At 68.7% G+C, this 24917-nt stretch carries 30 protein-coding genes and 1 riboswitch; of the genes, 20 read left to right on the top strand and 10 right to left on the bottom strand.

The genetic code is table 11. The features are described 5' to 3' along the window. The first annotated feature begins 48 nt into the window (after positions 1 to 48). The 7 genes from EV645_RS02950 (at position 49) to ribH (ending at position 6921) form a co-directional block, all read left to right on the top strand. A complete protein-coding gene (locus tag EV645_RS02950; protein WP_130439489.1) occupies positions 49 to 1233 on the top strand; it encodes a serine/threonine-protein kinase in 1185 nt (394 codons plus the stop codon). 48 nt (positions 1234 to 1281) lie between these two features. Further along, positions 1282 to 2559, top strand: coding sequence for an MFS transporter (locus EV645_RS02945; protein WP_198681439.1), 1278 nt, complete (start codon positions 1282 to 1284; stop codon positions 2557 to 2559). 58 nt (positions 2560 to 2617) lie between these two features. After that, positions 2618 to 2749: riboswitch (FMN riboswitch) on the top strand. Between the two features lie 156 nt (positions 2750 to 2905). Then, on the top strand, positions 2906 to 3916 hold the full coding sequence (ribD, locus tag EV645_RS02940; protein ID WP_130439487.1) for a bifunctional diaminohydroxyphosphoribosylaminopyrimidine deaminase/5-amino-6-(5-phosphoribosylamino)uracil reductase RibD: 1011 nt from the start codon (positions 2906 to 2908) through the stop codon (positions 3914 to 3916). Next, positions 3917 to 4522, top strand: a complete 606-nt coding sequence (locus tag EV645_RS02935; RefSeq protein ID WP_130439485.1) for a riboflavin synthase — start codon at positions 3917 to 3919, stop codon at positions 4520 to 4522. Next, on the top strand, positions 4519 to 5193 hold the full coding sequence (gene pnuC, locus EV645_RS02930; RefSeq protein ID WP_130439483.1) for a nicotinamide riboside transporter PnuC: 675 nt from the start codon (positions 4519 to 4521) through the stop codon (positions 5191 to 5193). Before EV645_RS02935 ends, pnuC begins: the two co-directional genes overlap by 4 nt. Position 5194: 1 nt before the next feature. Continuing rightward, positions 5195 to 6448, top strand: coding sequence for a bifunctional 3,4-dihydroxy-2-butanone-4-phosphate synthase/GTP cyclohydrolase II (locus tag EV645_RS02925; protein ID WP_130439481.1), 1254 nt, complete (start codon positions 5195 to 5197; stop codon positions 6446 to 6448). Then, positions 6448 to 6921: a 6,7-dimethyl-8-ribityllumazine synthase gene (ribH, locus tag EV645_RS02920; protein WP_130439479.1), complete on the top strand. Its 474-nt coding sequence runs from the start codon at positions 6448 to 6450 to the stop codon at positions 6919 to 6921. The genes EV645_RS02925 and ribH overlap by 1 nt, the downstream gene beginning before the upstream one ends. Positions 6922 to 7197: 276 nt before the next feature. On the opposite strand, the gene EV645_RS42125 is transcribed toward ribH, so the two are convergent. Continuing rightward, complete coding sequence (locus EV645_RS42125) at positions 7198 to 8157, bottom strand: hypothetical protein (RefSeq protein WP_198681438.1); 960 nt, start codon at positions 8155 to 8157, stop codon at positions 7198 to 7200. A gap of 63 nt (positions 8158 to 8220) precedes the next feature. On the opposite strand from EV645_RS42125, the gene EV645_RS02910 reads away from it, so the two are divergent. Beyond that, positions 8221 to 9186 (top strand): helix-turn-helix transcriptional regulator, encoded by a 966-nt coding sequence (locus EV645_RS02910; RefSeq protein WP_130439477.1) that lies wholly within the window; start codon positions 8221 to 8223, stop codon positions 9184 to 9186. On the opposite strand, the gene EV645_RS02905 is transcribed toward EV645_RS02910, so the two are convergent. After that, positions 9177 to 9659, bottom strand: coding sequence for a MarR family transcriptional regulator (locus EV645_RS02905; protein WP_130439475.1), 483 nt, complete (start codon positions 9657 to 9659; stop codon positions 9177 to 9179). The two genes, EV645_RS02910 and EV645_RS02905, sit on opposite strands and share 10 nt — an antisense overlap. 64 nt (positions 9660 to 9723) lie before the next feature. Between EV645_RS02905 and EV645_RS02900 the strand changes: the two genes are divergently transcribed. Both EV645_RS02900 and EV645_RS02895 read left to right on the top strand, forming a co-directional pair. Continuing rightward, entirely contained in the window at positions 9724 to 10362 is a 639-nt protein-coding gene (locus EV645_RS02900; protein WP_130439473.1) for an NAD(P)-dependent oxidoreductase, read from the top strand. Next, positions 10362 to 10856 carry an anthrone oxygenase family protein gene (locus EV645_RS02895; protein ID WP_130439471.1) on the top strand — a complete coding sequence of 165 codons (495 nt, stop codon included), beginning with the start codon at positions 10362 to 10364 and terminating at the stop codon, positions 10854 to 10856. Before EV645_RS02900 ends, EV645_RS02895 begins: the two co-directional genes overlap by 1 nt. Here the strand turns inward: EV645_RS02895 and EV645_RS02890 are convergent. Next, positions 10837 to 11796 carry a P1 family peptidase gene (locus tag EV645_RS02890; protein WP_130439469.1) on the bottom strand — a complete coding sequence of 320 codons (960 nt, stop codon included), beginning with the start codon at positions 11794 to 11796 and terminating at the stop codon, positions 10837 to 10839. The two genes, EV645_RS02895 and EV645_RS02890, sit on opposite strands and share 20 nt — an antisense overlap. Positions 11797 to 11814: 18 nt before the next feature. Here EV645_RS02890 and EV645_RS02885 point away from each other — a divergent pair, with 18 nt between their 5' ends. Continuing rightward, on the top strand, positions 11815 to 12504 hold the full coding sequence (locus EV645_RS02885) for an MBL fold metallo-hydrolase (protein ID WP_130439467.1): 690 nt from the start codon (positions 11815 to 11817) through the stop codon (positions 12502 to 12504). Here EV645_RS02885 and EV645_RS02880 read toward each other — a convergent pair. After that, positions 12481 to 12885, bottom strand: a complete 405-nt coding sequence (locus tag EV645_RS02880) for a VOC family protein (RefSeq protein ID WP_130439465.1) — start codon at positions 12883 to 12885, stop codon at positions 12481 to 12483. The genes EV645_RS02885 and EV645_RS02880 overlap by 24 nt on opposite strands. 93 nt (positions 12886 to 12978) lie before the next feature. Between EV645_RS02880 and EV645_RS02875 the strand changes: the two genes are divergently transcribed. Genes EV645_RS02875 through EV645_RS02865 form a run of 3 tightly spaced genes read left to right on the top strand, consistent with a single transcriptional unit; the run spans position 12979 to position 14601 of the window. Then, positions 12979 to 13242 carry a phosphoribosyl-ATP diphosphatase gene (locus EV645_RS02875; RefSeq protein ID WP_130439463.1) on the top strand — a complete coding sequence of 88 codons (264 nt, stop codon included), beginning with the start codon at positions 12979 to 12981 and terminating at the stop codon, positions 13240 to 13242. Positions 13243 to 13292: 50 nt separating this feature from the next. Next, positions 13293 to 14141: an ATP phosphoribosyltransferase gene (hisG, locus tag EV645_RS02870; RefSeq protein WP_130439461.1), complete on the top strand. Its 849-nt coding sequence runs from the start codon at positions 13293 to 13295 to the stop codon at positions 14139 to 14141. 1 nt (position 14142) lies between these two features. Further along, the gene (locus tag EV645_RS02865) at positions 14143 to 14601 is read left to right on the top strand and encodes a PH domain-containing protein (RefSeq protein ID WP_130439459.1); all 459 of its coding nucleotides are present in this window, start codon (positions 14143 to 14145) and stop codon (positions 14599 to 14601) included. Here the strand turns inward: EV645_RS02865 and EV645_RS02860 are convergent. Then, a complete protein-coding gene (locus tag EV645_RS02860; protein ID WP_130439457.1) occupies positions 14579 to 15463 on the bottom strand; it encodes an aldose 1-epimerase family protein in 885 nt (294 codons plus the stop codon). The two genes, EV645_RS02865 and EV645_RS02860, sit on opposite strands and share 23 nt — an antisense overlap. A 169-nt stretch (positions 15464 to 15632) precedes the next feature. Between EV645_RS02860 and EV645_RS02855 the strand changes: the two genes are divergently transcribed. Genes EV645_RS02855 through EV645_RS02840 form a run of 4 tightly spaced genes read left to right on the top strand, consistent with a single transcriptional unit; the run spans position 15633 to position 18467 of the window. Beyond that, complete coding sequence (locus EV645_RS02855; RefSeq protein WP_130439455.1) at positions 15633 to 15977, top strand: YciI family protein; 345 nt, start codon at positions 15633 to 15635, stop codon at positions 15975 to 15977. 2 nt (positions 15978 to 15979) lie between these two features. Beyond that, positions 15980 to 17200 (top strand): RNA polymerase sigma factor, encoded by a 1221-nt coding sequence (locus EV645_RS02850; RefSeq protein ID WP_130439453.1) that lies wholly within the window; start codon positions 15980 to 15982, stop codon positions 17198 to 17200. Between the two features lie 5 nt (positions 17201 to 17205). Beyond that, positions 17206 to 17646, top strand: a complete 441-nt coding sequence (locus EV645_RS02845; RefSeq protein ID WP_130439451.1) for a globin domain-containing protein — start codon at positions 17206 to 17208, stop codon at positions 17644 to 17646. Next, a complete protein-coding gene (locus EV645_RS02840) occupies positions 17643 to 18467 on the top strand; it encodes a class I SAM-dependent methyltransferase (protein WP_198681437.1) in 825 nt (274 codons plus the stop codon). The genes EV645_RS02845 and EV645_RS02840 overlap by 4 nt, the downstream gene beginning before the upstream one ends. On the opposite strand, the gene EV645_RS02835 is transcribed toward EV645_RS02840, so the two are convergent. Both EV645_RS02835 and EV645_RS02830 read right to left on the bottom strand, forming a co-directional pair. Then, positions 18421 to 19092, bottom strand: coding sequence for a uridine kinase family protein (locus EV645_RS02835; protein WP_130439447.1), 672 nt, complete (start codon positions 19090 to 19092; stop codon positions 18421 to 18423). The genes EV645_RS02840 and EV645_RS02835 overlap by 47 nt on opposite strands. Next, entirely contained in the window at positions 19079 to 19576 is a 498-nt protein-coding gene (locus tag EV645_RS02830) for a hypothetical protein (protein ID WP_130439445.1), read from the bottom strand. Before EV645_RS02830 ends, EV645_RS02835 begins: the two co-directional genes overlap by 14 nt. 283 nt (positions 19577 to 19859) lie before the next feature. Between EV645_RS02830 and EV645_RS02825 the strand changes: the two genes are divergently transcribed. Beyond that, entirely contained in the window at positions 19860 to 20351 is a 492-nt protein-coding gene (locus tag EV645_RS02825) for an SseB family protein (protein ID WP_130439443.1), read from the top strand. A gap of 53 nt (positions 20352 to 20404) precedes the next feature. Here the strand turns inward: EV645_RS02825 and EV645_RS02820 are convergent, their stop codons facing one another. The 3 genes from EV645_RS02820 to EV645_RS02810 are packed head-to-tail and all read right to left on the bottom strand — an operon-like array spanning position 20405 to position 24049. Next, on the bottom strand, positions 20405 to 22891 hold the full coding sequence (locus tag EV645_RS02820; RefSeq protein ID WP_130439441.1) for an ABC transporter permease: 2487 nt from the start codon (positions 22889 to 22891) through the stop codon (positions 20405 to 20407). 1 nt (position 22892) lies between these two features. Beyond that, positions 22893 to 23627, bottom strand: a complete 735-nt coding sequence (locus EV645_RS02815; protein WP_130439439.1) for an ABC transporter ATP-binding protein — start codon at positions 23625 to 23627, stop codon at positions 22893 to 22895. Next, the gene (locus tag EV645_RS02810) at positions 23624 to 24049 is read right to left on the bottom strand and encodes a DUF1707 domain-containing protein (RefSeq protein WP_130439437.1); all 426 of its coding nucleotides are present in this window, start codon (positions 24047 to 24049) and stop codon (positions 23624 to 23626) included. The genes EV645_RS02815 and EV645_RS02810 overlap by 4 nt, the downstream gene beginning before the upstream one ends. A gap of 152 nt (positions 24050 to 24201) precedes the next feature. On the opposite strand from EV645_RS02810, the gene EV645_RS02805 reads away from it, so the two are divergent. Then, positions 24202 to 24915: a TetR/AcrR family transcriptional regulator gene (locus tag EV645_RS02805; protein ID WP_130439435.1), complete on the top strand. Its 714-nt coding sequence runs from the start codon at positions 24202 to 24204 to the stop codon at positions 24913 to 24915. Positions 24916 to 24917: the final 2 nt, after the last annotated feature.

Below are 24917 nucleotides of genomic sequence, written 5' to 3'. Positions count from 1 at the left end.
GACGGTGTCCTTCGGGGGGTGGGCGGTTGGGACGGTAGGTTCTGGCGGGTGGAGGCGTTTGCCGGGCGGTATCAGCTGATCGACCTCGTCGGGACCGGAGGCATGGGTTCGGTCTGGCGGGCGTGGGACCTGCGGCGGTCCGCGTACGTGGCGGCGAAGGTGCTGGGCCAGCATGATGCGGCGACGCTGCTGAGATTCGTGCGGGAGCAGTCGCTGCGGATCGAGCACCCACATGTGGTTGCGCCGCACGGCTGGGCCGCGGACGACGACAAGGTCGTGTTCGCGATGGAGCTGGTTCGCGGCGGATCGGTCGCGACGCTGCTCGGCGATCACGGTCCGTTGCCCGAGTCGTACGTCGCTGTGCTGGTGGATCAGTTGTTGCACGGGCTATCCGCTGTGCACGCGGCGCGCGTCGTACATCGGGACGTGAAGCCGGCCAACCTGCTGCTCGACGCGACTGGCACCGGGCTCCCGCATCTGCGCCTGTCCGACTTCGGCGTCGCCGGCCTCCTCGACGAACCCCGCATGACCCGCCACAGCACGATCCTCGGCACACCCGGTTACCTAGCTCCCGAGCAGCTGGCCGGCGCAGACCCCGACCCGCGCCAGGACCTGTACGCCGTCGGCGCTGTAACAGCCGAACTCCTCACCGGCGAGCGCCCCGGCACAGAAGGCAAACTCCCAGCCGTCGACGGACTCCTGGCCGAGTTCATTCACCACCTAACGTCAAAGAACCCCTCCGACCGCCCCGACTCCGCCGCCACCGCCGGCCGCCTGCTGGCCGCAACCGGCGCCGTACCACCCCCAGGAACCGAGCCATGGACCCAAGACCCCGACGCCCCCGAGGTCTTCGACCAACTCCCACCCCTCCCCCCGACCTGGACCCCCACCGGCCCACGCGCCCACCAACCCCCACCAACACCCAGCACCCCGAACGCCGGATCCGCGCAAGCAGCCACGCGTGGCGCCGCCCCAACCCCTGAAACCGCCGCCGACCGACCGCGCCTGTGGCCACCCGCCGCCGGCGAAGCATCCACACCCCAACCCGCAGCTGTCGCGACGCCTCCGACTGTGCCCGCACACGTTGTAGCTGCTGGCGCGTCGGCGCGGGTGGGCGCGGGTGCGGCGGCTCGTGGGGCTGGGCGGGCGCGGGTGCTGTGGGTGGTTGCGGTTGGGTGTTTTGTGGGGGCGGTGGGGTTGTTGGGGAGTGCGGTCTGGTTGCTGGTTCGCTGAGAGGAAACTAACCCGACGGGTGGTGTCGGCCGTGAAATACTGACGGCAATGAGTTCGACTGTGGTCGCTGGGGCGAAGAATGACCGGTTGCGGCTCATGGTGGCCGCGCTCGCGATCACCACGACCGTCGGGTACGGCGTGCTCAGCTACGCGTTCAGCGCGTTGCTCGGACCGATGACCGCCGACCTGTCCATCTCCACCACCACGGCGGTCGGCGCATCGACCACCGCAGTACTGGTCAGCGCTCTGATGTCGATCCCGGTCGGTCGCCGGCTGGATCTGCGGGGTGGGCGCGGGCTGATGGCCAGCGGCTCGGTCCTGGCCGCGGTCGCCGTGTTCGGTTGGTCGCAGGTGCAGAACGTCGTCCAGCTGTACGCCGTATTCGCGGTGATCGGCGTTGCTTGCGCGATGGTCCTCTACCCACCCGCGTTCGCCGTCGTGGTCGCCGTCGCCGCACCCGCCAAGCGGACCAACTCGATCCTGACGATCACGCTGGTCGGTGGATTGGCCAGTTCGATCTTCCTGCCGCTGACTGGCTACCTCGCCCACGCTCACGGCTGGCGTAACGCGCTGATGATCCTGGCCGGCACCCTCGCCGTGATCACGTTCCCGCTCCACCTCCTCGCCGTCCACCCCGGCCCACCACGCCCAGTTGACCGCGCCTCCGACGGGCGAGGCGACAGTGCGGAGCCCGGGGCACACCGCGGTGCGAGGCTGGCCGGGTCGCCCGGCCGGGTGCTTCGGGATCCTGGGTTTTGGGTGCTTGCGGGAGCGTTCGTTGTGCACAGTGCCGCGTTGGCGGTGATCTCGGTGCACCTGGTGCTTTACCTGATCAGCCTCGGGCACCCGCCGGCGCGCGCGGCCAGCCTGGCGGGTCTGCTAGGCCTGCTTTCGGTGACCGGCCGCCTGGTGACCAGCGTGTCTTCGCGGTGGTTGCCGATGGCGACGATCACCGCGCTGATCCTGTCCGTCCAGGCAGTCGCGATCGCTCTGCTGCCGGTCGTCGGGCGTCACGTCGCGGGGGCGGTCGGTTGTCTGGTGCTGTTCGGGCTCGGGTTCGGGGTGTCGTCGGTCGCGACGCCGGCGATCCTGCTCGACCGGTACGGCGCGGCCGGGTTCGGCACGATCGCCGGGATGCTGGGTACGCCGACCTCGATCGCGAAGGCGCTCGGACCGCTCGGCGGCGCCGGGCTGGCCGACGCGTTCGGGTACCGGCCGCTCGTCCTCTCCGTCGCGGTGGCGTGCGCCGTGGCAGCCGGCGCCCTTGCCCTCACCCGGCGGATCGCGCCGAGCCGGCATCAGGAGCTGGAACGGACCACGATGTGACCTGGGTCGTGGTGCCGGTTGCGGGGAGGGGCATACTTGAACCACGAGTGAACCCACTCGCGTGCTCCGGGGTCGGTGTAATTCCGAGCCGGCGGTGACAGTCCGCGACCCGGCTGCTGCAGTTCGGCGGCCGGTTGACCTGGTGGAATTCCGGGACCGACGGTGAAAGTCCGGATGGGAGGCGCACGCGGTCGGCGGGTGTGCTCTGACGTCCGGTCGGGGCGTGCGCGAGTTGGCGGCGTACGGCGAAGCCCGGGTGGCGGAGCGTGGTCGCCGGTCGTCACGAGACCCCGGTAGTGCGTCCGTGACGACGAGGGACCGAAGAGCAGTGAGCAACACTTCGCCGATGGATGTCGCATGGATGCGGCGTGCGGTCGAACTGGCCGCGAAAGGTATCGGCAGCACCCATCCGAACCCGGTGGTCGGTTGTGTCGTCACCGGCCCCGACGGGCATCCCGTCGGTGAGGGCTTCCACGCCGTTGCCGGTGGCCCGCATGCCGAGGTCGAGGCGCTCCGGATGGCCGGAGAGCGGGCCCGTGGCGGTACGGCGTACGTCACGCTCGAGCCCTGCAACCACACCGGCCGGACCGGCCCGTGCGCCGACGCCCTGATCGAGGCTGGGATCGCGCGCGTCGTGTACGCCGTACCGGACCCGAATCGGACTGCGGCCGGCGGCGCCGAGAAGCTGGCCAACAAGAACATCGAGGTCGTCGAGGGCGTACTGCGGGACGAGGCCGAGGCGGTCAACTACGTCTGGCTGCACAGCGTCCGGATGGGTCGCCCGTTCGTCACGTGGAAGTTCGCGACCACGCTCGACGGACGCTCCGCGGCCCCGGACGGGACGAGCAAGTGGATCACCGGCCCGATCGCGCGCGCCGACGTACACCGGCATCGAGCGGAGTGCGACGCGATTGCCGTCGGCACCCAGACCGTGCTGGACGACGACCCCGAACTGACGGTTCGCGACGAGAACGACGTACCGGCGGAGCGGCAGCCGCTGCGGGTCGTCGTCGGCGACCGGGAGATCCCGACGACCGCGCGGGTCCGCAACGATCGCGCGGAGACGTTGCTGCTGCCGACCCATGATCCCGCCGAGGTGCTGCGGCAGCTGGACGACCGGCAAATCCGGCACCTGTGGCTCGAGGGCGGCCCGACGCTGGCCGCCGCATTCGTACGCGCCGGTCTGGTCGACCAGCTCATCGCGTACGTCGCTCCGGCCGTACTCGGTTCCGGGTTCGCCGCGGTCGGCGATCTCGGCGCGGAATCGATCGACCACCTTCGGCGGTTCAAGCTAGCGGACGTCAGCCGCCTCGGCGACGACGTCCGGCTGACCCTGGTTCCTCTGGGAGGAAAGTAGATGTTCACCGGCATCATCGAAGAACTCGGCACGGTCGAGTCCCTGGACCTGTTGGACGGCGACGCAGCCCGGTTGACGATCCGCGGGCCGAAGGTGACCGAGGACGCCGGCCACGGCGACTCGATCGCGGTCAACGGCTGTTGCCTGACGGTGGTCGAGTACGGCGAGGGCGTGTTCACCGCGGACGTGATGCGCGAGACGTTGAAGCGCACCAGCCTCGGCGGCCTCGACAAGGGCTCGTCGGTCAACCTGGAGCGTGCCGTCACCGCACACGCGCGACTGGGCGGCCACATCGTCCAGGGGCACGTCGACGGCACCGGCACGATCGCCTCCCGCAGCCCCGGCGAGCACTGGGAAGACGTCCGGGTCGCGACGACGCCGGAGATCCTCAAGTACGTCGCCGAGAAGGGCTCGATCGCGGTCGACGGAGTGTCGCTGACCGTGACCGATGTCGACGATGCGTCCGGGACGTTCGGGATCAGCCTGATCCCGACCACGCTCGAGCTGACCGTTCTCGGGCGGAACAAAGTGGGCGACACCGTCAACCTCGAGGTCGACGTGATCGCGAAGTACGTCGAGAGACTCATTGCTGGAGGCAACAAGTGAACCCGATCGACTGGCTGTTGCACTCCCAGGTGACGATCGCCGGGTCGCCGGTGCTCGTCCGGGAGATCGTCGGCAACGTGTTCGGTCTGGCCAGCGCACTGTTCGGCATGCGCCGGCTGGTCGCCGCGTGGCCGGTCGGCATCGTCGGCAACGTGCTGCTGTTCACGGTCTTCGTCGGCGGGATCTTCGACACCCCGCAGGACAAGGATCTCTGGGGCCAGGCGGGCCGGCAGGTGTTCTTCGCGCTGATCAGCCTGTACGGGTGGTACCGCTGGTACCAGACCCGTCACGGCGGTTCCGCTTCGGCGGTCCAGCCCAAGTGGGCGACGGCGAGGCAGCGACTCGAACTGCTCGGCATCGGCGTCGTGATCTACGCGATCTCGTACTTCGTGCTGAAGGCGCTCGGCTCGTGGGGCCCGCAGTGGGACGCGTGGATCCTGACCGGTTCGATCCTGGCGACGTACGGGATGGCCCGCGGGTTCGTCGAGTTCTGGCTGATCTGGGTCGCGGTCGACGTGGTCGGCGTACCGCTGCTGGTGCAGGCGAAGTTCTACCCGTCGGCAACGATGTACGTCGTGTACGGGCTGTTCTGCATCATCGGCTTCGCGTCGTGGTGGAAGATCCAGAACCAGGAGCGGGTTGCTCCGCCGGAACCAGTGGTGGTGGGCTGAGATGGGTAACGTCTTGAAACTCGACACGATCGAGCATGCGATCGACGAGATCCGCGCCGGGCGACCGGTGATCGTGGTCGACGACGAGGACCGTGAGAACGAGGGCGACCTGATCTTCGCCGCGTCCAAGGCGACGCCGGAGTTGCTCGCGTTCCTGATCCGGTACAGCTCCGGCGTGGTGTGCGTGCCGATGGAGGGTTCGGAGCTCGACCGGCTCGGGATCCCGTTGATGACGCCGCACAACCGCGAGCGGATGCGTACGGCGTACACGATCTCGGTCGATGCGCGTGACGGGATCAGCACCGGCATCTCGGCGGCCGATCGGGCTCGGACGATCCGGGTACTCACGGACTCGGCCTCGGAGTCGTACGACTTGGTCCAGCCGGGGCATGTGTTTCCGTTGCGCGGCCGGGAGGGCGGCGTACTCGTGCGGCCCGGCCACACCGAGGCGTCGATCGACTTGGCACGTCTTGCTGGGCTGACGCCGGCTGCTGTGATCTCCGAGATGGTGAACGACGACGGGACGATGAAGCGCGGTTCGGAACTGCGGGCGTTCGCCGACGAGCACGGGCTGGTGCTGGTGTCGATCGACGACCTGATCCGGTACCGGCGTCGTACGGAGTCTCAGATCGAGCGGGTCGCGACCACCACGCTGCCCACGCAGTACGGCGACTTTGTTGCCCACGGCTACCGGAACACGGTGGACGGGTCGGAGCAGTTGGCGTTGGTGCGCGGCTCCATTGGTGATGGTCCGACTCTGGTGCGGCTGCACTCGGAGTGTCTGACCGGAGACGTGTTCGGGTCGCTGCGGTGCGACTGTGGGCCGCAGTTGGACGAGGCGATGCGGCAGGTCGCGGCCGAGGGCGGTGTGGTGGTGTACCTGCGCGGTCATGAGGGGCGTGGGATCGGGCTGCTGCACAAGCTGCAGGCTTATGAGCTGCAGGACGCCGGCCGGGACACGGTCGACGCGAACCTGGATCTGGGGCTGCCTGCTGATGCTCGCGACTACGGGACCGGTGCGCAGATCCTGGCTGATCTCGGCGTGACGTCCGTGCGGCTGCTGACCAACAATCCTGACAAGCTCGCGGGGGTCCAGGGGTACGGCATCGATGTCGTCGAGCGTCGCGGCATCTCGATCGACCCGACCGAGCACAACCTGCGGTACCTGCGGACCAAGCGCGACCGGATGGGGCATCACCTGCCCGGCGGCGTACTCGCCCAAGAGATTCGTACGGAAGAGAACGGAGCCGGCTGATGTCGGGCAGTGGAGCACCAACCATCGAAGCCCCGCGAGTAGACGGCGCCCGCGTCGCAATCGTCGCAGCCCAGTGGCACCCGAAGGTCACCGACGGTCTGCTGGCCGGCGCGTTGCGGGCGCTGGAGGACTCCGGGGTTCGCGACTACACGGTCGTGCGCGTGCCCGGTTCCTTTGAGCTGCCCGTCGCTTCGTTGCATGCGGCAAAGGCCGGGTACGACGCGGTGGTCGCGCTCGGCGTGGTGATTCGCGGCGACACGCCCCACTTCGAATACGTCTGCCAGGCAGCCACCGACGGCCTCATGCAGGTCGGCGTCGCCACCGGCGTCCCCATAGGCTTCGGCGTCCTCACCTGCGACAACGACCCCCAGGCGCTCGACCGAGCCGGCCTCCCCGACAGCCGCGAAGACAAGGGCTACGAAGCAACTCAGGCCGCCCTGTCGACCCTCGCTGCCGTCAGGCAACTGGGATAGCAGCCCCCACGCGCGGGCTGCCGCCCCCGGGTGAGTACCTGGCGGCGGAACGTGCGGGGGGCAGACGAGGGCTCTGCCCCGTCACCGAACTGCTCGACGGGAGGCAGCGGATCCCCACGCCATCACAATCCGCGTGTGCCGGGGCTGCCAGGCGGAACCGGCCGGCGGGACGGCGATTGTGATGTCCTGGGGATCCGCAAGCACCGCGCTGCCCTGTCGTGCTGGGGCTTGGAGGTCCGCGCGGTTTGGCTCCTGAGGTGCACCTCACGCAGTACTTCAACCGATCCGTGTGTGGTTCATGTGCCAGTTGGCGACCCAGGACTTACCCCCATCAGTCGAGAACGCCTGTTCCCACGACGATTTGTCGACGCCGCGGTTCCACAGGAAGCGGACGTCTATCGGCTGGCCGTCCCACTCGTCGGGGCCTTCGAAGGTGCCGACGTCGCCGGTGAAGGAACCGATGACCGGCGTCTCCAGGTGGCCGCGTTCGCTGTTGATCCAGTGAATTGCCCACGTCCGCGTCGTCGGGTCATACAGCCGGAACGTCGCACCCCGGAAGCCCTCGGTCGGGTACCAGCCTTCGTCGACGCTGATGGCCCCGTCGAAGTACGTGGTGGCCTCCAGTTCCGCGTCGAACTCGTGCCACTCGAACGGTTCGCCCAGTACCGGTCGACGTCGGAGGTTGTGGAACGACCAGCGTCCGACGAGGAAGTCGAAGTCGTCGGTGACCTTCGGTAGGTCGAGGGGCGGCGGGGGATCGGAGCGGCGGGTGAAGTCCATGATCCAGTTGGTTTCCCAGGTCTTGCCGCCGTCGCTGGAGTACGCCTGTTCCCAGTGCGCCGTCTTGTCGGTGATGTCCGACCATTCGTAGCTGCACAGGATCGGGAACCCGTCGAGCGAGTCCTCACCGACGAGCCGGCACGTCGTACCGTCCTCCGACCAGCCGCCGCGCACCGGCGGGTACAGCTTCATCGTCGTGCTGTTGACCCACCAGATGCTCCACTGCTTGGCCACCGGGTCGAACACCCGCAGCGACAGCCCGTACGACCCTTTCGTCGGGAAGCGCATCTCGTCGATGCTGATCTGTCCGTCGAAGTACGTGTGGGCCGTCGTGGTCCCGTCGTACTCGAGCCACTCGTCGCAGTCGGCGAAGGCCTGTTTCAGCGTGCGGTGGTGGACGTCGAAGTACCCGTTGAGGAAGTCGAAGTCGCCGGTGACCTTGTTCCATGTCGTCATGCAGCCAAGCCTCCCGGCAATACCTGACAGTCCATGGCAGCGATAAGCATTAACCTGAACAACATGCGTTCGAGCCGGCTGTTGTCGATCCTCCTGTTGCTGCAGACGCGCCGGCAATTGACGGCGCGTGAGCTCGCGGACGAGCTCGAGGTGTCGCTGCGCACGATCTACCGCGACGTCGAGGCTCTCGCCGCTGCCGGGGTTCCGGTGTACGCCGATCAGGGGCGCGCCGGCGGCTATCGGCTCGTCGAGGGGTACCGGACCAAGCTGACCGGACTGACCGAGCAAGAGGCGGCCGCACTGTTCCTGGTCGGTATGCCGGGCGCGGCCGCGGCGCTCGGGCTCACCGCGGAGACCAGCGCGGCCGAGCTCAAACTGCTCGCCGCCCTCGCGCCGGACCAGCGCGACCGGGCCGGCCGGCTCAAGAACCGCTTCCACCTGGATCTGCCCGCCTGGTACCAGGACGCCGAGGACTCACCGCATCTCTCGGCCATCGCCGACGCCGTACTCCACGACCGCCGCGTCAAAGTCCTGTACCGCCGCTGGGAGGCACCGCGCGAGGTCGAGCGTCTCCTCGAGCCGCACGGCCTCGTCCTGAAGAACGGCAGCTGGTACGTCGTTGCCGCGACACCCCGGGGCCTCCGCACGTACCGCGTCTCCAACATCCTCGAGCTGACGCCGACCGAGGACGGCTTCGAGCGCGACCCGGATTTCAACCTGACCCAGTTCTGGCAGGACCACCTCGAAGGCTTCGACCGCGTCCGGTACACCGATCAGGCCGTCGTACGAGTCTCCGCGCGCCTGGCCGGGAGGATGTACGACGTCTCATTCCCGAGCCTGGTCAAGGCAGTGGCGGCCGCCGAACCGGAGCCCGACGGCAGCGTCGTGGTGACGATCCCGATCGAATCGGTCGCCAACGCGGCAGCCTCACTGAGCCGGTTCGGCGCCGCGGTCGAGGTGCTCGAGCCCGCCGAACTGCGAGCCGAACTCGCCGCCCTCGGCCGCGCGCTCCACGACCTCTACTCCTGAGCCAACTCTCCGTTGGCCCGCTCGCCGGCCTCGGTGCTGCGACGCAGGAAGTCGGCGATCAAAGCAAGCTCGGCCTCGTTGTATTCGGCGAGTACGTCGTCCATCGCGCCGATCATCGGCTGGTACAGCCGGAACACCTCCATCCCGCGATCCGGCAGCACGCGGATCGTGACGCTGCGCCGGTCCGCCCGCGCGCGGTCCCGGGCGATCCAGCCGGCCTTCTCGAGCCGGTCGAGGATGCCGGTCAGCGTGGCCGGGTGCAGGCCTGCCTGCCGGGCGAGGGCGCTCGGCGTGAGCGGTCCGCTGCGGGCGAGCACGTCGAGGCAGTCCAGGTCGACGTCCTTCAGCGCCAGCTTGCCGCCGACCTGGTGGTTCAGCAGGGCGAGCTGGATCCGCAGGTCGCGGAGAGCGGCCTTGATCTCGTTGCCGGTACGCCGGTGGTGGCGCGCGTCACTCGGTTCTGTCTGTTCCATATATTATGATTCCCGTACTATATGAGTTACAGATCAGATTCACGATAGCGCAAGGAGACGCGGGATGAGGATCACGGTGTTCGGCGCGACGGGTGGGATCGGCGGTCACGTCGTACGGCAGGCGCTCGATGCGGGGCACAAGGTGACCGCGGTGGTGCGGAAGTCGTCGGCGTTCGAGGTGGAGCATCCGTCCCTCGAGGTGGTCCGGGTGGCGGGTCTGGATGACGCGGAGCCGCTGCGCGAGGCGCTCGATGGAAGTACGGCGGTCGTGTCCGGCGTGGGCGCCCGCGGACGCAAGGACGGGCCGGTCGCGTCGCGGAGTACGCGATCGATGCTGACGGCAATGGAAGCCGCCGGGGTACGGCGGTTCGTCGCGGTCAGCGCCGCGCCGCTCGGGCCGATCCCCGACGACGAAAGCTTCCTGAATCGCCGGGTGGTGTACCCGATGATCAACGCGTTCGCGGCCGATGTGTACGCGGACCTGCGACTGATGGAGGCGGCCATCATGAGCAGCCCCACGGAATGGACGATCGTGCGCCCGCCCAAGCTCAACAACAAGGCGCTCACCGGTCACTACCGCACGGTCGTCGGCGGCACGGTCACCAAGGGGTACTTCGTCTCGCGGGCCGACGTCGCGCACTTGATGCTCGCGGTGCTCGACGACCCGGCGACGATCGGCCAGCCGGTCGGGGTGTCGTACTGATGACGCGCTTCGTGCGGTCGGCCAGCTTGCTGTTCAGTGGGGTGTTCGCTGGATTTCTGGTGTGCGTGCTGGTGCTCGAGAACTCGTTGCGCGGGTTCGACGCGGCGGTCTATACGCAGACGCGGTTGGTCGAGCTGGACTCGCTGGACAAGTTGGCCTCGGCAACGTTGATCCCGGCAATGATCACCACGGTGCTACTGGCGATCCGGGCTCGGGGCAACGATCGCCGGATCGTGCTGATCGCGATCGCCTTGCTGGTGGTCGTTTTCGCGACGACCTTCGCGATCAACCTGCCGATCAACTCGGACCAGTCCGCGTGGTCGGTACAGAACCCGCCCTCCGATTGGGCCGACGTCCGCGACCGATGGCAGGTCGCACACGCAATCCGCACAGCCGCCGCGGTACTCGCCTTCGGCCTCCTGATCACGGCAAGCCAGGTCACTGCGACCGTGCGGGATCGCAGCCGGCGGATGGCTATGTCAGCCCGCGGATGAGGTCGTGAGGTACGGCGTGGGCGGTGTGGTTGCGGTGGCCGGTGGTGGTTCGGGCCATTGTGAGGGAGTTGAGGAGAGCTTCCTCCACTGACTCGGTGACTGCTTGGAACGGGCCGCGGAGGTCGGCGTCGGCGTAGCCCGGGGCGCGGTTGGTGGTGAAGGCGATCGCGTAGTCGCCGCTGCCGGGCGCGAAGTCCGAGCCGACCCGCCCCATCGCGAACACCGCCCGCCGCGCCAGCCGCGCCAACTGCCGGGCATCAAGCGGCAGATCGGTAGCAACCACGATCATGCAGCTGTTCCCGTCCGCGTCGACGGGTGTTGCGGGGATCGGATGTCCGAGGACGGTGAGCAGGCCGGAGAAGTTCGATTGCACGATCGCTCCGACCGTGCCGGACGCCAACGTGCGGGACGACGTACCGATGCCGGCCTTGAAGCCGAGGGCGGTGGTGCCGGTGCCGGCGCCGGCGCAGCCTTCGAGGGGGAGGGCGGGGGAGGCCGTGTCCAGGGCGGCGTGGACGTGTTCGGGAGTGATGGGGCGGCGGCGGATGTCGGAGAGGTAGGCGTCGTTGGTTTCGCCGACGATCGGGTTGAGGCTCGTGGCGCGAGGGTTGCGGTCGAGGAGCCAGGTGACCAGGGCGTCGGCGACGCGGAACGTGCTCAGGGTGCCGGTGAGCAGGATCGGGGTCTCGATCACGCCGAGCTCGTCGACCTGGGTCGTGCCGATGAGCTTGCCGTATCCGTTGCCAACAGCAACAGCTGCCGGAAGGGTCTCGTCGTACCCGTCGGGCACGATCGCGGTGACGCCGGTGTTCAGGCCGTCGCCGGTGAGCGTGGTCTGACCGACGCGGACCCCGGGTACGTCGGTGATCGCGTTGAGCGGACCGGTGGGCAGGGTACCGACGACGACGCCGAGGTCGCGGACTCTCCGGGGATTCTGCATACGGCTATCGTCGACCACATGCTCGAGCACCTCGCCGGCCGGGTCTGGATCTACCCGCACGACCCCGATCCCGACGCCATCCGCCCATCGGTCGCCGTCATCGCAGACAACGACGGATCCGTCCTCGTCGACGCCGGCAACAGTCCGGAGCATGCCCGAGCGATCCAAACAGCAATAGAAACTGCCGGACTGCCCGCGCCGAAGTGGCTCGTCTACACGCACCACCACTGGGACCACACCTGGGGAGCCTCCGCCTGGGACGACGTCACCGTCATCGCCCACGAGTCGGCGGTGCCGATCCTCACCAGCGAAGCGCAAAGACCGTGGGGCCACCGCTACCTCCACGACCAGGTCGAGGCCAACCCCAAACTCGGGCCCAGCTTCCGCGCCCGTGCACTCGCCGTACCCGACTGGTCCGACTTCCGCATCGTCATCCCAGACCAGACGTTCGACGACACCCTCACGCTCCCGACCGACGTCGTACTGCGTCACGTCGGCGGAAAGCACGCCGCGGACTCGCTCATCGTCGTCGCAGACGGCGTCGCCCTGCTCGGCGACGCGTTCTACCCGCCGCCGTATCACCTCCGCACGCCCGACGACACGATCGACTACGCGATGGTCAAGCAACTCTTGTCCGAGCAGCACGACTGGTACGTCGACGCGCACTCAGCCCCGCGCAGCAGATCAGCCGCGCTCGCCGGGTCCTAGCGGAGACCTGTCGCCGACGAACCACAGATGCCCGAACGGATCCAGGAACGACCCCTGCCGATGCGTCCCCCACGGAACTTCATGGTCGCGCACTGGGTCGAAGCTCCCGTCCGCGCCGGCCTCGACGGCACGCCGTACGAAACCGTCCGGATCGTCCACGAACATCTCGACCCGGACGGTCGGAGCGCCGGTCTCCGCAGGCGTCTTCCAGATGTTGTTCCCCGGCTCCCCGAGGAACACCGGAGCGCCGTTCACGCTCAGCCCGATCACGCTGCCGAGGTTCCAGAGCTCGACCGCGCCCAGCGCCTCGGCGTACCAGGACGCGGCGGCCGGCGCGTCTTCCACAGCGAGCATCACGGAGATCTGTGCGAATCCGTCCATGTGTCCAGTAACCCACACGCCACGCCGGGACCGGTCCGATCGGCGGACCTGGGGGCGGTGGGTGCCGGCCGGACCCCGTAGGCTGGGCGCGCGATGAAGAGTTTTGAGGAGCTGTTTGCCGAGCTGGGCGAGAAGGCGGCGACGCGGCCGGAGGGTTCCGGGACCGTGGCGGCGCTGGATGCCGGCGTGCACGCGATCGGCAAGAAGCTGGTCGAAGAGGCCGCCGAGTCATGGATGGCAGCGGAGTACGAGGGCAAGGAGCGCGCCGCGGAGGAGCTGTCACAGCTCATCTACCACGCTCAGGTGATGATGCATGCCCTCGGCCTGGACCTCGAGGACGTGTACCGACATCTGTAGGAGCCCCTCCCACAGATCACCGGTTCACACCCCCAGAAAGGGCAGTCGCCATGCTGCGCGTCGCAGTACCGAACAAGGGCTCGCTGAGCGAAGCCGCCACCGAGATGCTCGTCGAGGCCGGCTACAAGCAGCGCCGGACCACCAAGGACCTCACGCTCACCGACTCGGCCAACGAGGTCGAGTTCTACTACCTCCGCCCGCGGGACATCGCGGTGTACGTCGGGGAGGGCACCCTCGACGTCGGCATCTCCGGCCGTGACCTCGTGCTCGACTCACACGCCGACGCCGACGTGATCATGGGCCTCGGGTTCGGCTCGTCCACGTTCCGGTTCGCCGGGCGGCCCGGTGCCGCGGACTCCGTGAAGGACCTGGCCGGGAAGCGCATCGCCACGTCGTACGCCGGGGTGCTCCAAGACCACCTGGCCGAGAACGGCGTCGACGCGTCGGTCGTCCGGCTCGACGGCGCGGTCGAATCGGCCGTACAGCTCGGTGTCGCCGACGTGATCGCCGATGTGGTGGAGACCGGTACGACGCTGCGCCAGGCCGGCCTCGAGGTGTTCGGCGAGCCGATCCTGAAGTCCGAGGCCGTGCTGATCAAGCGGCACGGCGTCGAGATCACGCCGAACGGCATGCACCAGCTGGTACGCCGGCTCGAAGGCGTCCTGATCGCGCGGAACTACGTGATGATGGACTACGACATCCGCGCCGAGGACGTCGACGCGGCGACCGCGGTCGCGCCCGGCCTGGAGTCGCCGACGATCTCCCCGCTGCACAAGCAGGGCTGGGTCGCCGTCCGGGTAATGGTCCAGCGCGCCGAGGCGCAGCGCCTGATGGACCAGCTGTGGGAGGTGGGCGCCCGTGCCATCCTCACCACAGACATCCACGCCTGCCGGATCTGACATGAGCGACAGGCTCTTCACGTTCCATCCGCGAATCCTCGCGCTGATGGCGGGCGTGATGGGCCTGTCGCTGCTGGCGGTGTTCGGGGTGATCTGGATCCGGCTGCCGGCGGAGTCCCGGGACTCGTTCAGCTGGTTCCAGCGGCTCACGTTGATCGCGTTCTTCGGTGCGGTGTTCTGGATCCTGTACCGGATGACGACGCTGCGCGTGACGGCGTACGCCGACCGGTTGCACGTGCGGAACGTGTTCAAGACCTACACGCTGACCTGGCCGGAGATCAGCGGCCTGCGGTTCCGGCCGGGGGACGCGTGGCTTCAGCTGTTCGATGCCGACGGCAACCGGATCGGCATCCTCGCGATCCAGGCCGCGGAGGGCGCCCGGGCGGGCCGCGCCGCGAAGCAACTGGCGGCGGTGGCTCGCGACCACGGCGCCGGCGCTAAACGGCCACCGAAAAGCTAGTCGTGTGCGACTTACCGGGCTTGAGGACGACCAGGTCCTGACCGGTGACGAACGCGTCCGGCGGGCAGGTCATCGGCTCGACCGCCAGCGCCGTACGCCCGACCGCCTCGCCGGTGAACAGCTGCATCCAGGGGGTGTCGCTGGTCAGCGCTGACCTCGCGCCGGTGTCGGGATCCGTCAACGAGACGGTCCAGGGGCCGTCCAACCCGGTGAAGGCGTTGTCGATCGAGGTTGCCCCGATCAGTCGACCGCTGTGGAAGTCGTACTCCGAGCCGGCTACTGGGGTGAGTCCGACGGGTTGCATGCGGTCTGCGGACACCTCTAGCCGATTGGTCGCGGTGAACTCGAGTACGCATTCGTCGATCGAGCGTCCGACGGAGAGATACGGATGTGCTCCATAGCCGTAGGGCGCCGCGGTCGCACCGACGTTGGTTGCCGTGGCGGTGACGGTCAGGCGGTCGGTCAGGCGGTAATCGAGGCGAAGGTCCAGTTGATGGGGGTAGCCGGGTTGGCCGTGGAGGCGGTGGCCGACTACCAGGGCCGCCGGGTCTGAGCCGTCGTCGACCCGGAGCCAATTGGCCCAGCGGGTCAGGCCGTGGATGGCGTTCGAGCGGGCCGGCTCGGTCAGGTACAGCTGCTGCGCGACCCCCTCGAACGTGTACTTCCCGTCGGTGATGCGGTTCGGCCACGGGAACAGGTGCTGCCCGATACCCGCATGCGCCGCCTCGTCCTCGGCGTACCCGAGCAGGACCGGGCGCCCGTCGTAGGTGAGTCCGCGCAGCCCGCCGCCGACGCTCACCACCGTCGCCTCGTACCCGCCGCCGCGGACTGTCCATTGCTCCCCAGATGGCAACACGCTCATAGGCCCATCCTCGCTCATACCGTGGCTAACGACAGGAGGTAGTCGGCCTCGCCGGGCACCGGTCCGCCTGCCGACTCGGCCGACGGCCGGTATTTGGCCACTACCTCCTGTCCTTAGCGACCTTGTCCGTTCGTGGTGATGGTGTAGACACGGTGAACAGGAGGCTCTGATGAAGTACATGCTGCTGATCAACGCCGGGGAGCTCGACACGGAGAACGCGCCGGTCGGGTGTGAGCCGGAGGACTGGATGCGGTTCGACAAGGAGATCACCGACTCCGGGGTCGTGGTCGCGTCCGAGTCGCTCGCCGATCTCGTCACCGCGACCCGCGTTCAGGTCGCCAACGACGGCAAGCGAACGGTGACGGACGGTCCGTTCGCGGAGACCCGCGAGGTGCTGGGCGGGTTCTACGTGATCGACGTACCGGATCTGGACGTCGCGCTCGACTGGGCCGCGAAGTGTCCGGGGTCGCGGGCCGGCGGATCGGTTCTGGTTCGCCCGGTCGCGGAGTTCTGAGCATGGACCAGGTCGAGGCGGTCTTCCGGGAGGAGCGTGGCCGGCTGCTGGCCGCGCTCGCCCGGCGGTTCGGGGACCTCGACCTGGCCGAGGAGGTCACGTCGGAGGCGATCGAGGCGGCGCTGGTGCGCTGGCCGGTCGACGGCGTACCGCCGAATCCGGGCGGTTGGCTGATGACGACCGCCCGGCGGAAGGCCGTCGACCGGCTCCGGCGCGATCAGGTGTACGCCGCGAAGCTCGCCGTACTGCAGGTCGACATGGACCGGGCCGCGCCGCAGGCGACCGGGGGCGAGCTGCCGGACGAGCGGTTGCAGCTGTTCTTCACCTGCGCGCACCCTGCGCTCGCGGCCGAGGATCGCGGTGCGCTGACGCTGCGCTGCCTGGCCGGTCTGACCACGCCGGAGGTCGCGCGGGCGTTCCTGGTGCCGACAGCGACGATGGCGAAACGGATCGTGCGGGCGAAGCAGAAGATCCGCGATGCACGGATCCCGTTCCGCGTCCCGGATCCGCACGAGTTGCCGGAGCGGCTGCCCGGCGTACTGCAGGTCGTCTATTCGGTCTTCACCGAGGGGTACGCCGCGAGCTCCGGACCATACCTGCAGCGCCTCGACCTGGCCGAGGAAGCGATTCGGCTGGCCCGGATCCTGCACCGGCTGCTCCCGGCCGAGCGCGAGGTGACGGGGCTGCTTGCCCTCATGCTGCTCGTCCACGCTCGACGCGACGCCCGCACCGGGCCGGACGGCTCGCTGGTCTTGCTCGAGGACCAGGATCGCGATCGCTGGGACCACGAGCTGATCGCCGAGGGCCGCGGGCTGGTTGTCACCGCGCTCACCGGCGGGGCCGGACCGTACGCCGTGCAGGCCGCGATCGCCGCGCTCCACGACGAGGCGGCCGACTTCGCGAAGACCGATTGGGCGCAGATCGTCGAGCTGTACGACGTGCTGCTTGAGCTCGATCCCTCGCCGGTGGTCGCGCTCAACCGGGCCGCCGCGATCGCGATGCGCGACGGCGCCGAGGCCGGTCTCGCGCTCCTCGACGAGCTGGCCGACGAACCACGGCTGCGCGACTACCACCCGTTCGCCCTGGCCCGCGCCGATCTGCTCCACCGTCTGGGACGCTTGCCTGAGGCAACCGCGGCGTACGAGAGTGCCCTCCGACTGGCCGGGTCCGAGCCGGAGCGGGCGCACGCACGTGACCGGCTTGCGTCGATGGAGCAGACTTGAGCGCCATGGAGACCGTTTACGAAGCGGCGGGTGGGTCCGAAGGCATGTTGCGGCTGGCGCAGGCGTGGCACGAGCGGGTGATGGCCGACGAGGTCGTCAGTCACGCGTTCCACGGCGAGGTCGAGCCCGATCACATCGAGAGGCTCGCGGCGTACTGGGCTGAGGCGCTGGGCGGGCCGGAGGGTTACACAGGGGTGTACGGCGACGAGGCGTACGTCGAGCGGCGGCACAGCGGGAACGGCGAGCACGACGAGATGAACCGGTTGGCGATCGAGCGCTTCGACGAGGCGATGACCGACGCCGGGCTGACCGATCCGAGGCTCCGGCAGGTGCTGCACGACTACTTCGCCTGGGCGACATTCACCACGATGTACCGCCACAACACCGCCGACATCGCCGACGACCTGACGATCCCGCGCTGGTCCTGGGACGGTTTGCAGACGTGACGGACCGCCTGTCGCGGCTCGCCCGCAGCTGGGACGAGGCGGCCGAGGGCTACGACGAGTACTTCGTCCCACGCTTCGCCCCGTGGGTCCAGGCCGCCGTCGACGCCCTGCATACCATACCGTTTGGTATGGTCCTGGTGCCCTGCTGCGGAACCTTCCCCGAGCTCGAGCTGCTCGCCCCACGGTTCCCCGACCGGCGGATCGTCGGCCTCGACCTATCAGCCGAGATGGTCCGCCTAGCCACCCGCCGCGCCGCCGACCTTGCCGGGGCCGACCTTGGTGCCGGCGGGCGGTCGCTTGTGGAGGTGGTTCAGGGGGATGCCGCGACGCTTGATCCGGGCTGGTCTGCGGCGGCGGTCGTCTCCGTGTTCGGACTGCAGCAGTTGCCTGATCCGGCCGCCGCGATCCGGTCCTGGTACGACGCACTTCTGCCGGGCGGGCGGCTCTGTGTCGTCTACTGGCCCGAGTTCGCCGAGGAGGCCGGTCCGTTCGCGCTGCTGGACGAGGTGATGGACGGGCGGCGCGACCGCTCGTGGGAGGACGCGCTGGTCCCGGCCCTCGATGGTGCTGTGATCGAGCGGGACGAGCTGGTGTCGTTTCAGATGGTGCATCCCAGTGCGGCGGCGTACTTTGATGCGGCCAATCACGCCGGTCCGTTGCGGGCAACGGCCTTGGCGCGGGGGGACGACTACATCGCGGAACTGCGAGCCCGGTACCTCGCGGCCGCGCCGGCGGGGGAGTGGCGGCACGAGCCGTGGGCTCGCTTGATCAGCGCTACGAAGCCGCTGAGTCGTGCGGGGGAAGCGCCACCGACTTCGTGACGAGCTCCACTGCGGGGTCGAACGGGATGGTCGGGTTTCCGTCGACGATCACGTGGGCGCGCGAACGAGTGGCCTGCTCGGCGAAATGGTCGCGCTCCCAGCGCATCCATTCGAGCCAGTGGTCGCGGAGGGCCTCGCCGTCGCGTTCGATGCCGCGCTCCAGGCGGACCTCGTTCGACGTCTCGACCCAGAGTCGCAGCGACTGCCAGTGCGCCGCGTCCCGGTCGCAAGCGGTGACACCTTCGACGATGAGCAGGTCCACAGTGTTCGGTACGACGTGCAGCTCGGCGTACGCGCCGACGTACCAGTCGTACCGGCGGTAGCGTCCCTCGCGCCCGTCGGCCAGCCGTTGCAGCACGTGGTCGCGGAGCAGGCCGAATCCCCGCTCGGCTCCGGTCCAGCCGTCGTACAGGTCGTCCATGTGGATGACGTACGTGTTCAGGTCGCGGGCCTCGGCCCGGGCCTGGAGGTGGGCGGCGACGGTGGTCTTGCCGGATCCGGCGGGGCCGTCGATGCCGATCAGCCGGGTCCGGCCCAGTTGAGGCGAGCCGGCCTGGACGTTGTCGAGCAGCGAGTCGATGGTCAGGGGCGAGCCGTGGTCAGCGGCTTTGTCAGTTGATTCCATGGCGCTTCAGAATGTCCTCGATCTCGTCGAACTCCGACGATTCCTGCTGCTTCGCCTTCCCCTTTGACGGCTTGGCAGCTTTGGCGGTGGTGGCCGAGGCGGGCGCCGGGCCCGTCGCGGTCAGCTCTCCCGCGGGCGAGGCGGGTTTCTTCTCGGCCTTCTGTGCCTTCTGGTTCCCGCTGCGGCCCCGGGCCACACCCGAGACGACGTAGAGCACCACCGAGACGCCGAACAGCGCGACTCCGGACCAGACGGTCGGCGAGAAGATCAGGTGCGTGATCCAGCTCACCGTCGAGCGGACCACGTCCCAGACCAGCTCCAGCAGACCGGTCAGGTACAGCGAGACCGGTAGCAGTGACCAGGCCACGCCGCGAGTGCCGGCCGCCACCCCGCGTCGCCGCCAGGCGAACCACGAGCCGATCAGACCGAGCAGCGTGAGGCCTACGCAGAACGGCAGCAGCGTCAAATCGTTGAAATCAGGCACATACCCAGGCTCGCACAGTCCCCGCCGGAACCAAGGGGGGAAGTGCCCTGACGTACCCCTGAAACCGCGCTCCGGATCCCCAGGCCATCACAATCGGCGCCCGCGCCCGAGCGTGAGCGCGGCGACCACCCAGTCGGCGCGATTGTGATGGCCTGGAGATCCGCACCCCCACCGCTCATCAACCTCCCGCCCAGGGCCCGCAGCCCGGCCCGGTGAGCGTGGCGGGCCCGGTGCGGGTGGGGTTGGTGAGTGGTGGCGGTCCGGGTCCGGCGAGAATGCAGGCATGCAACCAGAGCGGCGGCTGGCCTTCACCGGGTTCGACAACGACGACGGTACGGCGGATCCCGCGCTCGCGACCGCGCTTGCGCAGGGTGACGACGGCGCGGTGCTGGCTGCGTTGACCAGGGCGCGGCTGCTGGTGCCAGTGGTGGCGATGCTCGGCGAGGTCGAGTACGACGAGAACGGGCTGTCGCACGACAAGACCTCGGACATGGCCGTCGCGCTGCTCCAGGGACAGGACGGGCGGAACGCGCTGCTCGCGTTCACCGGCACCGAGAGCCTGGCCCGGTGGAGCCCGGACGCGCGACCGATGCCGGCCCAGGCGCAACTGGTCGCGACCGCGGCGATCCAGGAAGGCGCGGCGGCGATCGTGCTGGACATCGCCGGCCCGGCCGCGGGCGTGATCGAGACCGACGACGTACGCCGATTGGCCGCCGGCCTCCAGGTCATCCGCCTGGAAGACGGCGGCTACGGATGGATCGAGCCGGGCCGCTGAGCCTTTCCGGAAGGAAACAGCCGCGGAGCGCCGGATTCTCTCCGGAAAGCGGATCAGCCGACGGGTGAGCTGAGCGCGTCCATCGGCTTGGCGCGCATTGCGATGCGACCGGTGATCGCTGTGGTCGGGAGTACCAGCAGGAGGACGACCGCGATCCACGCGACCAGGACCCACGCCGGACCGGACGGGATCGGCCAGCCTCGGGTTGCCATCGCGATCGGCAGGACGGTGAACGCCGCCGTGATCAGCCCGCTGACCAGCCCGAGCGCTGCGATGAGCAGACCCTCGAGGCCGAGCATGCGCGAGACCTCGCGGCGGGTCGATCCGGTCAGGCGCTGAAGGCCGAACTCGCGGCGTCGGTCGAGTACGGCGACTGCGATCGTGTTGACCGACGCAATTGCGGTATAGGCGACTGCGATCGCGGCTAGTAGGTATCCGATCCAAGCGTCGACGCCGAGACCTGTGTCCAGTCCTTCGGCGAGCAGTTCGCGGCCGCCGATCGTCGTACCGGGCCATTTCGACAGGTCGAGGTGGAGCTTGTCGGTGGTCTTCAGGACCAGTTGGCTCGGCAGGCCGGTTGTGGTGTGGGCGGCCAGGAGTTGCGCCGGGAGCAGGAGGGATTGGTAGCCGGACGGGCCCTCGGCGAGGGCGACCACCTTGACCTTGACCAGTGCGTCGTCGCCCAGGCGCAGTCCGATCTCGGAGCCGACGTCGACCTTGAGCTTCTTCGCCGTACCTGGAGGCAAGGCGATGGTGTTGCCGGTCAGGTCGTTGAGAGAGCCCTTGGTGACTTTGTCCTTGTAGATCGGGCCGCTCAGGCCGAGGAGGGGCCAGGCGTCGCTGGTGTGGGAGGCGTCGTACGGCTCCTCGATCCAGCCTTTGCTGCGGACGAGTTCGGACGATGCGGCGACGCCGGGGAGTTTGCCGGCGGCCTTGGTGAGGGAGGCGGGGATGCCGCCGGTGATGACGACGTCGCCGGCCAGGTTGCTGGTGAATGCTTCGACCGCCGCCTTCTGCTGGGTGGTCTGGGAGTAGATGTTGCCTACGGCAATCGCTGTGGCGATCGTGATCGGGATCAGGATCCCGCCGAACTGCACTGCCCGGACGCGGAGGTTGATGACGGCGAGGACTCCGCTCGTACCCCGCTTCTCGACGAATCGGGTGATGCGAGGGACGAGGGCTCGCTGGATCACGAGCGGGGCCAGGATTGCGACTGCGATCGAACCGGTCAGGCCTGCCGGCCCGCCGATCGCGGCAGCGTTGGTCGGACCCATGAATGGGGTGGACAGCGCGATCGCCACCGTGGCGCCGGCGAAGATCAGGCCGATGATCACGCGGATGCGGCTGAGGGCGACGTTCGGTACGGCGGCCTCCGCGAGGGCCTGGATCGGGCGGATCCGGGCCGCGCGGCCGGCGGCGAATCCGACGGTGATGCGCAGTACTGCGAACGTGAGGACGGCTGCGCCGGCGAAGGGGAGCGGGCCCTGGTCGTACCTGAGCTGAGGAGGCACGATCCCGCCGTCGGCGAGCAGGCCGAAGATCCAGTTGCCGGCGAGGCGACCACAGAGGAGACCGAGGATGAGCCCGAGTACGCCGACCACCATGGTCTCGGCGATCACCATCTTGCCGACCTGCCGCGGTGTGGCACCGCTCGCCCGCAGCAACGCCAGCTCACGACGACGCTGCCGCACCGACAACCCGATCGTCGCCGACACCACGAGCGCCATCACCACAGCCACCATCCCACCGAAGACGCCGGACATGATGATCAAAGGCAGACTCGTAGCAATCCCTTGAAACTCCGCGACACCGCGGTCGTCCCCCGTGTACGCCTTCACCCCTTGCGGCAATTCAAGCCGCTTGGCCAAGTCCCGCGCCGACGTACCGTCCGCCGGAAACACGCCGATCGCATCCACCCCAGTAGGCACGTCCGCGTCCGCGAAGAACACCCCCGGCACATCAACCTGCCGCTGGGCCAAAGCAATCCCCGCCAGCAAAAACCCCCGCGGCTCACCACCAGCAACCACACTCAAGCGATCCCCAACCACAGCCGCCCCAACCAACCGCCGGTCCAGCACAACCTGCCCGGCACGCGGAGCACTTCCGGCGGTCAGCTCATAGGGCGTCAACGCCGCCGACGACCAACCGTGACCCGCCAGCTCCATACCAAACGGTTTGGTATGGCCGCCTTCGGGATCCTGCGCACCAGCAGCCGTCGTCACGCTGGCTGGGAACGACCGGTCGGCGATTGCCTTTGCGACTCCCGGCGTACCGGCGAGCTTGGCGACCAGCGCGGCGTCTACTCGGTGGCGTTCGGGGAAGGGGGCGGAGCCGCTGCCGTTGGGTGGGTGGTACGCCGGGTCGCCGGCCACGATGATCGGCGCGGCCGCGAGGCGTTGGGGTGGGGCGTTGAGGCGAAGGGCGGTTTCTAGGAGGCCGCCGGCGGCGGCTAGGAGGGCGCCACCCAGGAGGACTGCGACGAAGATCGCGAGGAACGCGGCGGTGCGGTAGCGCAGGGTGGTGGCGGCGAGGCGGAACATGTCAGTTCTCCCTGGGTGAGAGGCTCAGCTGGGCGAGTTCCGCGGCGACGGTCTCGGCGGTGGGGTTGGCGGTTTCGGTGACGATCCGGCCGTCGACGAGGAAGACCACGCGATCGGCGTACGACGCCGCGACCGGATCGTGGGTGACCATCACGGTCGTCTGACCGAGTTCGCGGGACTGATCGCGAAGCAACGTCAGCACCTCGAGCGCAGTGGTCGTGTCGAGCGCCCCGGTCGGCTCATCCGCGAACGTGACCGCAGTACGTCCGGCCAGCGCCCGCGCAATCGCGACTCGCTGCTGCTGACCGCCGGACAACTCACTCGGCCGATGCTTCATCCGCGCATCGAGCCCGACCCGCCGGATGACCTCGGTCACCCACGCGTCGTCCGGCGACTTCCCGGCCAGCGTCAGCGGCAGTACGACGTTCTGCCGCACGGTGAGCGCCGGCATCAGATTGAACGACTGGAAGACGAACGCAACCGACTCGCGCCGCAGCTCCGTCAGCGCAGTCTCATCCAGACCGCGCAACGACCTCCCGACCAGCGAGACATCACCAGAGGTCGGTACGTCGAGCCCAGCCGCACAATGCAACAGCGTGCTCTTGCCGGAGCCGGACGGGCCCATCACCGCGGTGAACGTCCCGGCCTCGAAGCCGTAGGTGACACCGGCCAGCGCCTCGACAGCGCCTGGCCCGGTGCCGTACACCTTGCGTACGTCGGTCAGCTGGACAGTCACGGCGCGACCAGTACGTCGGACTTGCGGTGGTAGGACTCGTTCGTCCACCAGAGGATCGCGACGACCGCGCCGAGGCCGAGATCCGACCAAAGCCACCACGGTCCGTCGAAGTGGCCGAACATCGCCAGCGCCACCCAGATCACGAACTGCACCACACAGGTCACCAGCCACACGCCGGTGAATGCCCGCAGCGCAGTGGTCAGCCCACGGGGCGGCGCCGCGTCAGCAACGCCCGTCATGATCCTGCGGAGCTCGCCGCGGGTCTGCGCCGTCAGCAACTGCAGCTGCCGGTCGCTTGCCTGCGACGGAGTGAGGATGGCCTGCCGTACGGCGCTGTCGAGCTTGGCGACCGCGGCGCGGCGGTCGGCGTCGGTCAGCTTGATCTGGTCGGGCGTCAGGAGGGGTTCGAGCAGCGTGTACATGGTGCGTTCCTTTCAGGAGGTCGATGTGAAAAAGCGTATGGGTTGAACAGTTTCGACCGCCCGGTGCTCAGGACCCGTTCCGAGGTGGTGCTAGCACCCCTCTTCGCTGCGATCGGCTCGCTCGGCTGCCGTCGTACGTCAGGATGGGAGACATGACCGAGGACCGCGGGGAGCTGCCGCCGGGGCTCGCCCTGTCCTGGGGTGTGCTGCCGGTGCAGCGGCGCGGGCCGAAACCGGCGCTGTCGATCGAGCAGATCGTGGCGACCGGCATCGAGTTCGGCGACCGGGACGGGTTCGAGGCGATCTCGCTGCAGCGGATCGCGGCGCACCTCGGCGTCACCACGAATGCGATGTACCGCTACGTCCGGTCCAAAGAAGAGCTGATCGTGCTGGTGAACGACAAGGCGGTCGGCCTGCCCCCCGAGCTGCCGTCCGGCTGGCGCCCCGCAGCGATCGCCTGGGTGAACGCCCAGGTCAAGCTGTACGCCGAGCGACCGTGGCTGCTCGACGTGCCGATCCGCGGCGCCCCGGTGACGCCGAACCAGTTGCGCTGGGTGGAGGCGATGCTCACGGCGCTGTCCGAGACCGGGCTCAGCCAGCACGACAACCTCGGCTGTCTGCTGCTGCTCAGCGGATATGTGCGGAACTACGCGTCCCTGGCTCGGCAGCTCGGCTCAAGCGCTGACGCACCGGTGCAGGCGGAGCAGGTCGGGCGGTTCCTGGTGCCGCGGCTGATCGAAGGCGGCTACCCGACGCTCACGTCGGTGTACCTCAACCAGGAGTACGAGGACGGCCTGGACGACGACCTCGACTTCGGGTTGGCGCGCATCCTCGACGGGATCGACGTACTCATCGCCAAGCGGTAACG

This window comes from Kribbella rubisoli (genome assembly GCF_004217145.1).
Taxonomy (GTDB): Bacteria; Actinomycetota; Actinomycetes; order Propionibacteriales; family Kribbellaceae; genus Kribbella; species Kribbella rubisoli.
The sequence above is the reverse complement of the archived record's forward strand: the minus strand, read 5'-3'. Positions and strand labels throughout refer to the sequence as shown.

What these genes read in the sequence shown, in the direction of transcription:
- EV645_RS02945 (WP_198681439.1), top strand. Translation starts at nt 1,282, where the DNA reads ATGAGTTCGACTGTGGTCGCTGGGGCGAAGAATGACCGGTTGCGGCTC.
- ribD (WP_130439487.1), top strand. Translation starts at nt 2,906, where the DNA reads ATGGATGTCGCATGGATGCGGCGTGCGGTCGAACTGGCCGCGAAAGGT.
- EV645_RS02935 (WP_130439485.1), top strand. Translation starts at nt 3,917, where the DNA reads ATGTTCACCGGCATCATCGAAGAACTCGGCACGGTCGAGTCCCTGGAC.
- EV645_RS02925 (WP_130439481.1), top strand. Translation starts at nt 5,195, where the DNA reads ATGGGTAACGTCTTGAAACTCGACACGATCGAGCATGCGATCGACGAG.
- ribH (WP_130439479.1), top strand. Translation starts at nt 6,448, where the DNA reads ATGTCGGGCAGTGGAGCACCAACCATCGAAGCCCCGCGAGTAGACGGC.
- EV645_RS42125 (WP_198681438.1), bottom strand. Translation starts at nt 8,157, where the DNA reads ATGACGACATGGAACAAGGTCACCGGCGACTTCGACTTCCTCAACGGG.
- EV645_RS02910 (WP_130439477.1), top strand. Translation starts at nt 8,221, where the DNA reads ATGCGTTCGAGCCGGCTGTTGTCGATCCTCCTGTTGCTGCAGACGCGC.
- EV645_RS02905 (WP_130439475.1), bottom strand. Translation starts at nt 9,659, where the DNA reads ATGGAACAGACAGAACCGAGTGACGCGCGCCACCACCGGCGTACCGGC.
- EV645_RS02900 (WP_130439473.1), top strand. Translation starts at nt 9,724, where the DNA reads ATGAGGATCACGGTGTTCGGCGCGACGGGTGGGATCGGCGGTCACGTC.
- EV645_RS02895 (WP_130439471.1), top strand. Translation starts at nt 10,362, where the DNA reads ATGACGCGCTTCGTGCGGTCGGCCAGCTTGCTGTTCAGTGGGGTGTTC.
- EV645_RS02890 (WP_130439469.1), bottom strand. Translation starts at nt 11,796, where the DNA reads ATGCAGAATCCCCGGAGAGTCCGCGACCTCGGCGTCGTCGTCGGTACC.
- EV645_RS02885 (WP_130439467.1), top strand. Translation starts at nt 11,815, where the DNA reads ATGCTCGAGCACCTCGCCGGCCGGGTCTGGATCTACCCGCACGACCCC.
- EV645_RS02880 (WP_130439465.1), bottom strand. Translation starts at nt 12,885, where the DNA reads ATGGACGGATTCGCACAGATCTCCGTGATGCTCGCTGTGGAAGACGCG.
- EV645_RS02875 (WP_130439463.1), top strand. Translation starts at nt 12,979, where the DNA reads ATGAAGAGTTTTGAGGAGCTGTTTGCCGAGCTGGGCGAGAAGGCGGCG.
- hisG (WP_130439461.1), top strand. Translation starts at nt 13,293, where the DNA reads ATGCTGCGCGTCGCAGTACCGAACAAGGGCTCGCTGAGCGAAGCCGCC.
- EV645_RS02865 (WP_130439459.1), top strand. Translation starts at nt 14,143, where the DNA reads ATGAGCGACAGGCTCTTCACGTTCCATCCGCGAATCCTCGCGCTGATG.
- EV645_RS02860 (WP_130439457.1), bottom strand. Translation starts at nt 15,463, where the DNA reads ATGAGCGTGTTGCCATCTGGGGAGCAATGGACAGTCCGCGGCGGCGGG.
- EV645_RS02855 (WP_130439455.1), top strand. Translation starts at nt 15,633, where the DNA reads ATGAAGTACATGCTGCTGATCAACGCCGGGGAGCTCGACACGGAGAAC.
- EV645_RS02850 (WP_130439453.1), top strand. Translation starts at nt 15,980, where the DNA reads ATGGACCAGGTCGAGGCGGTCTTCCGGGAGGAGCGTGGCCGGCTGCTG.
- EV645_RS02845 (WP_130439451.1), top strand. Translation starts at nt 17,206, where the DNA reads ATGGAGACCGTTTACGAAGCGGCGGGTGGGTCCGAAGGCATGTTGCGG.
- EV645_RS02835 (WP_130439447.1), bottom strand. Translation starts at nt 19,092, where the DNA reads ATGGAATCAACTGACAAAGCCGCTGACCACGGCTCGCCCCTGACCATC.
- EV645_RS02825 (WP_130439443.1), top strand. Translation starts at nt 19,860, where the DNA reads ATGCAACCAGAGCGGCGGCTGGCCTTCACCGGGTTCGACAACGACGAC.
- EV645_RS02820 (WP_130439441.1), bottom strand. Translation starts at nt 22,891, where the DNA reads ATGTTCCGCCTCGCCGCCACCACCCTGCGCTACCGCACCGCCGCGTTC.
- EV645_RS02810 (WP_130439437.1), bottom strand. Translation starts at nt 24,049, where the DNA reads ATGTACACGCTGCTCGAACCCCTCCTGACGCCCGACCAGATCAAGCTG.
- EV645_RS02805 (WP_130439435.1), top strand. Translation starts at nt 24,202, where the DNA reads ATGACCGAGGACCGCGGGGAGCTGCCGCCGGGGCTCGCCCTGTCCTGG.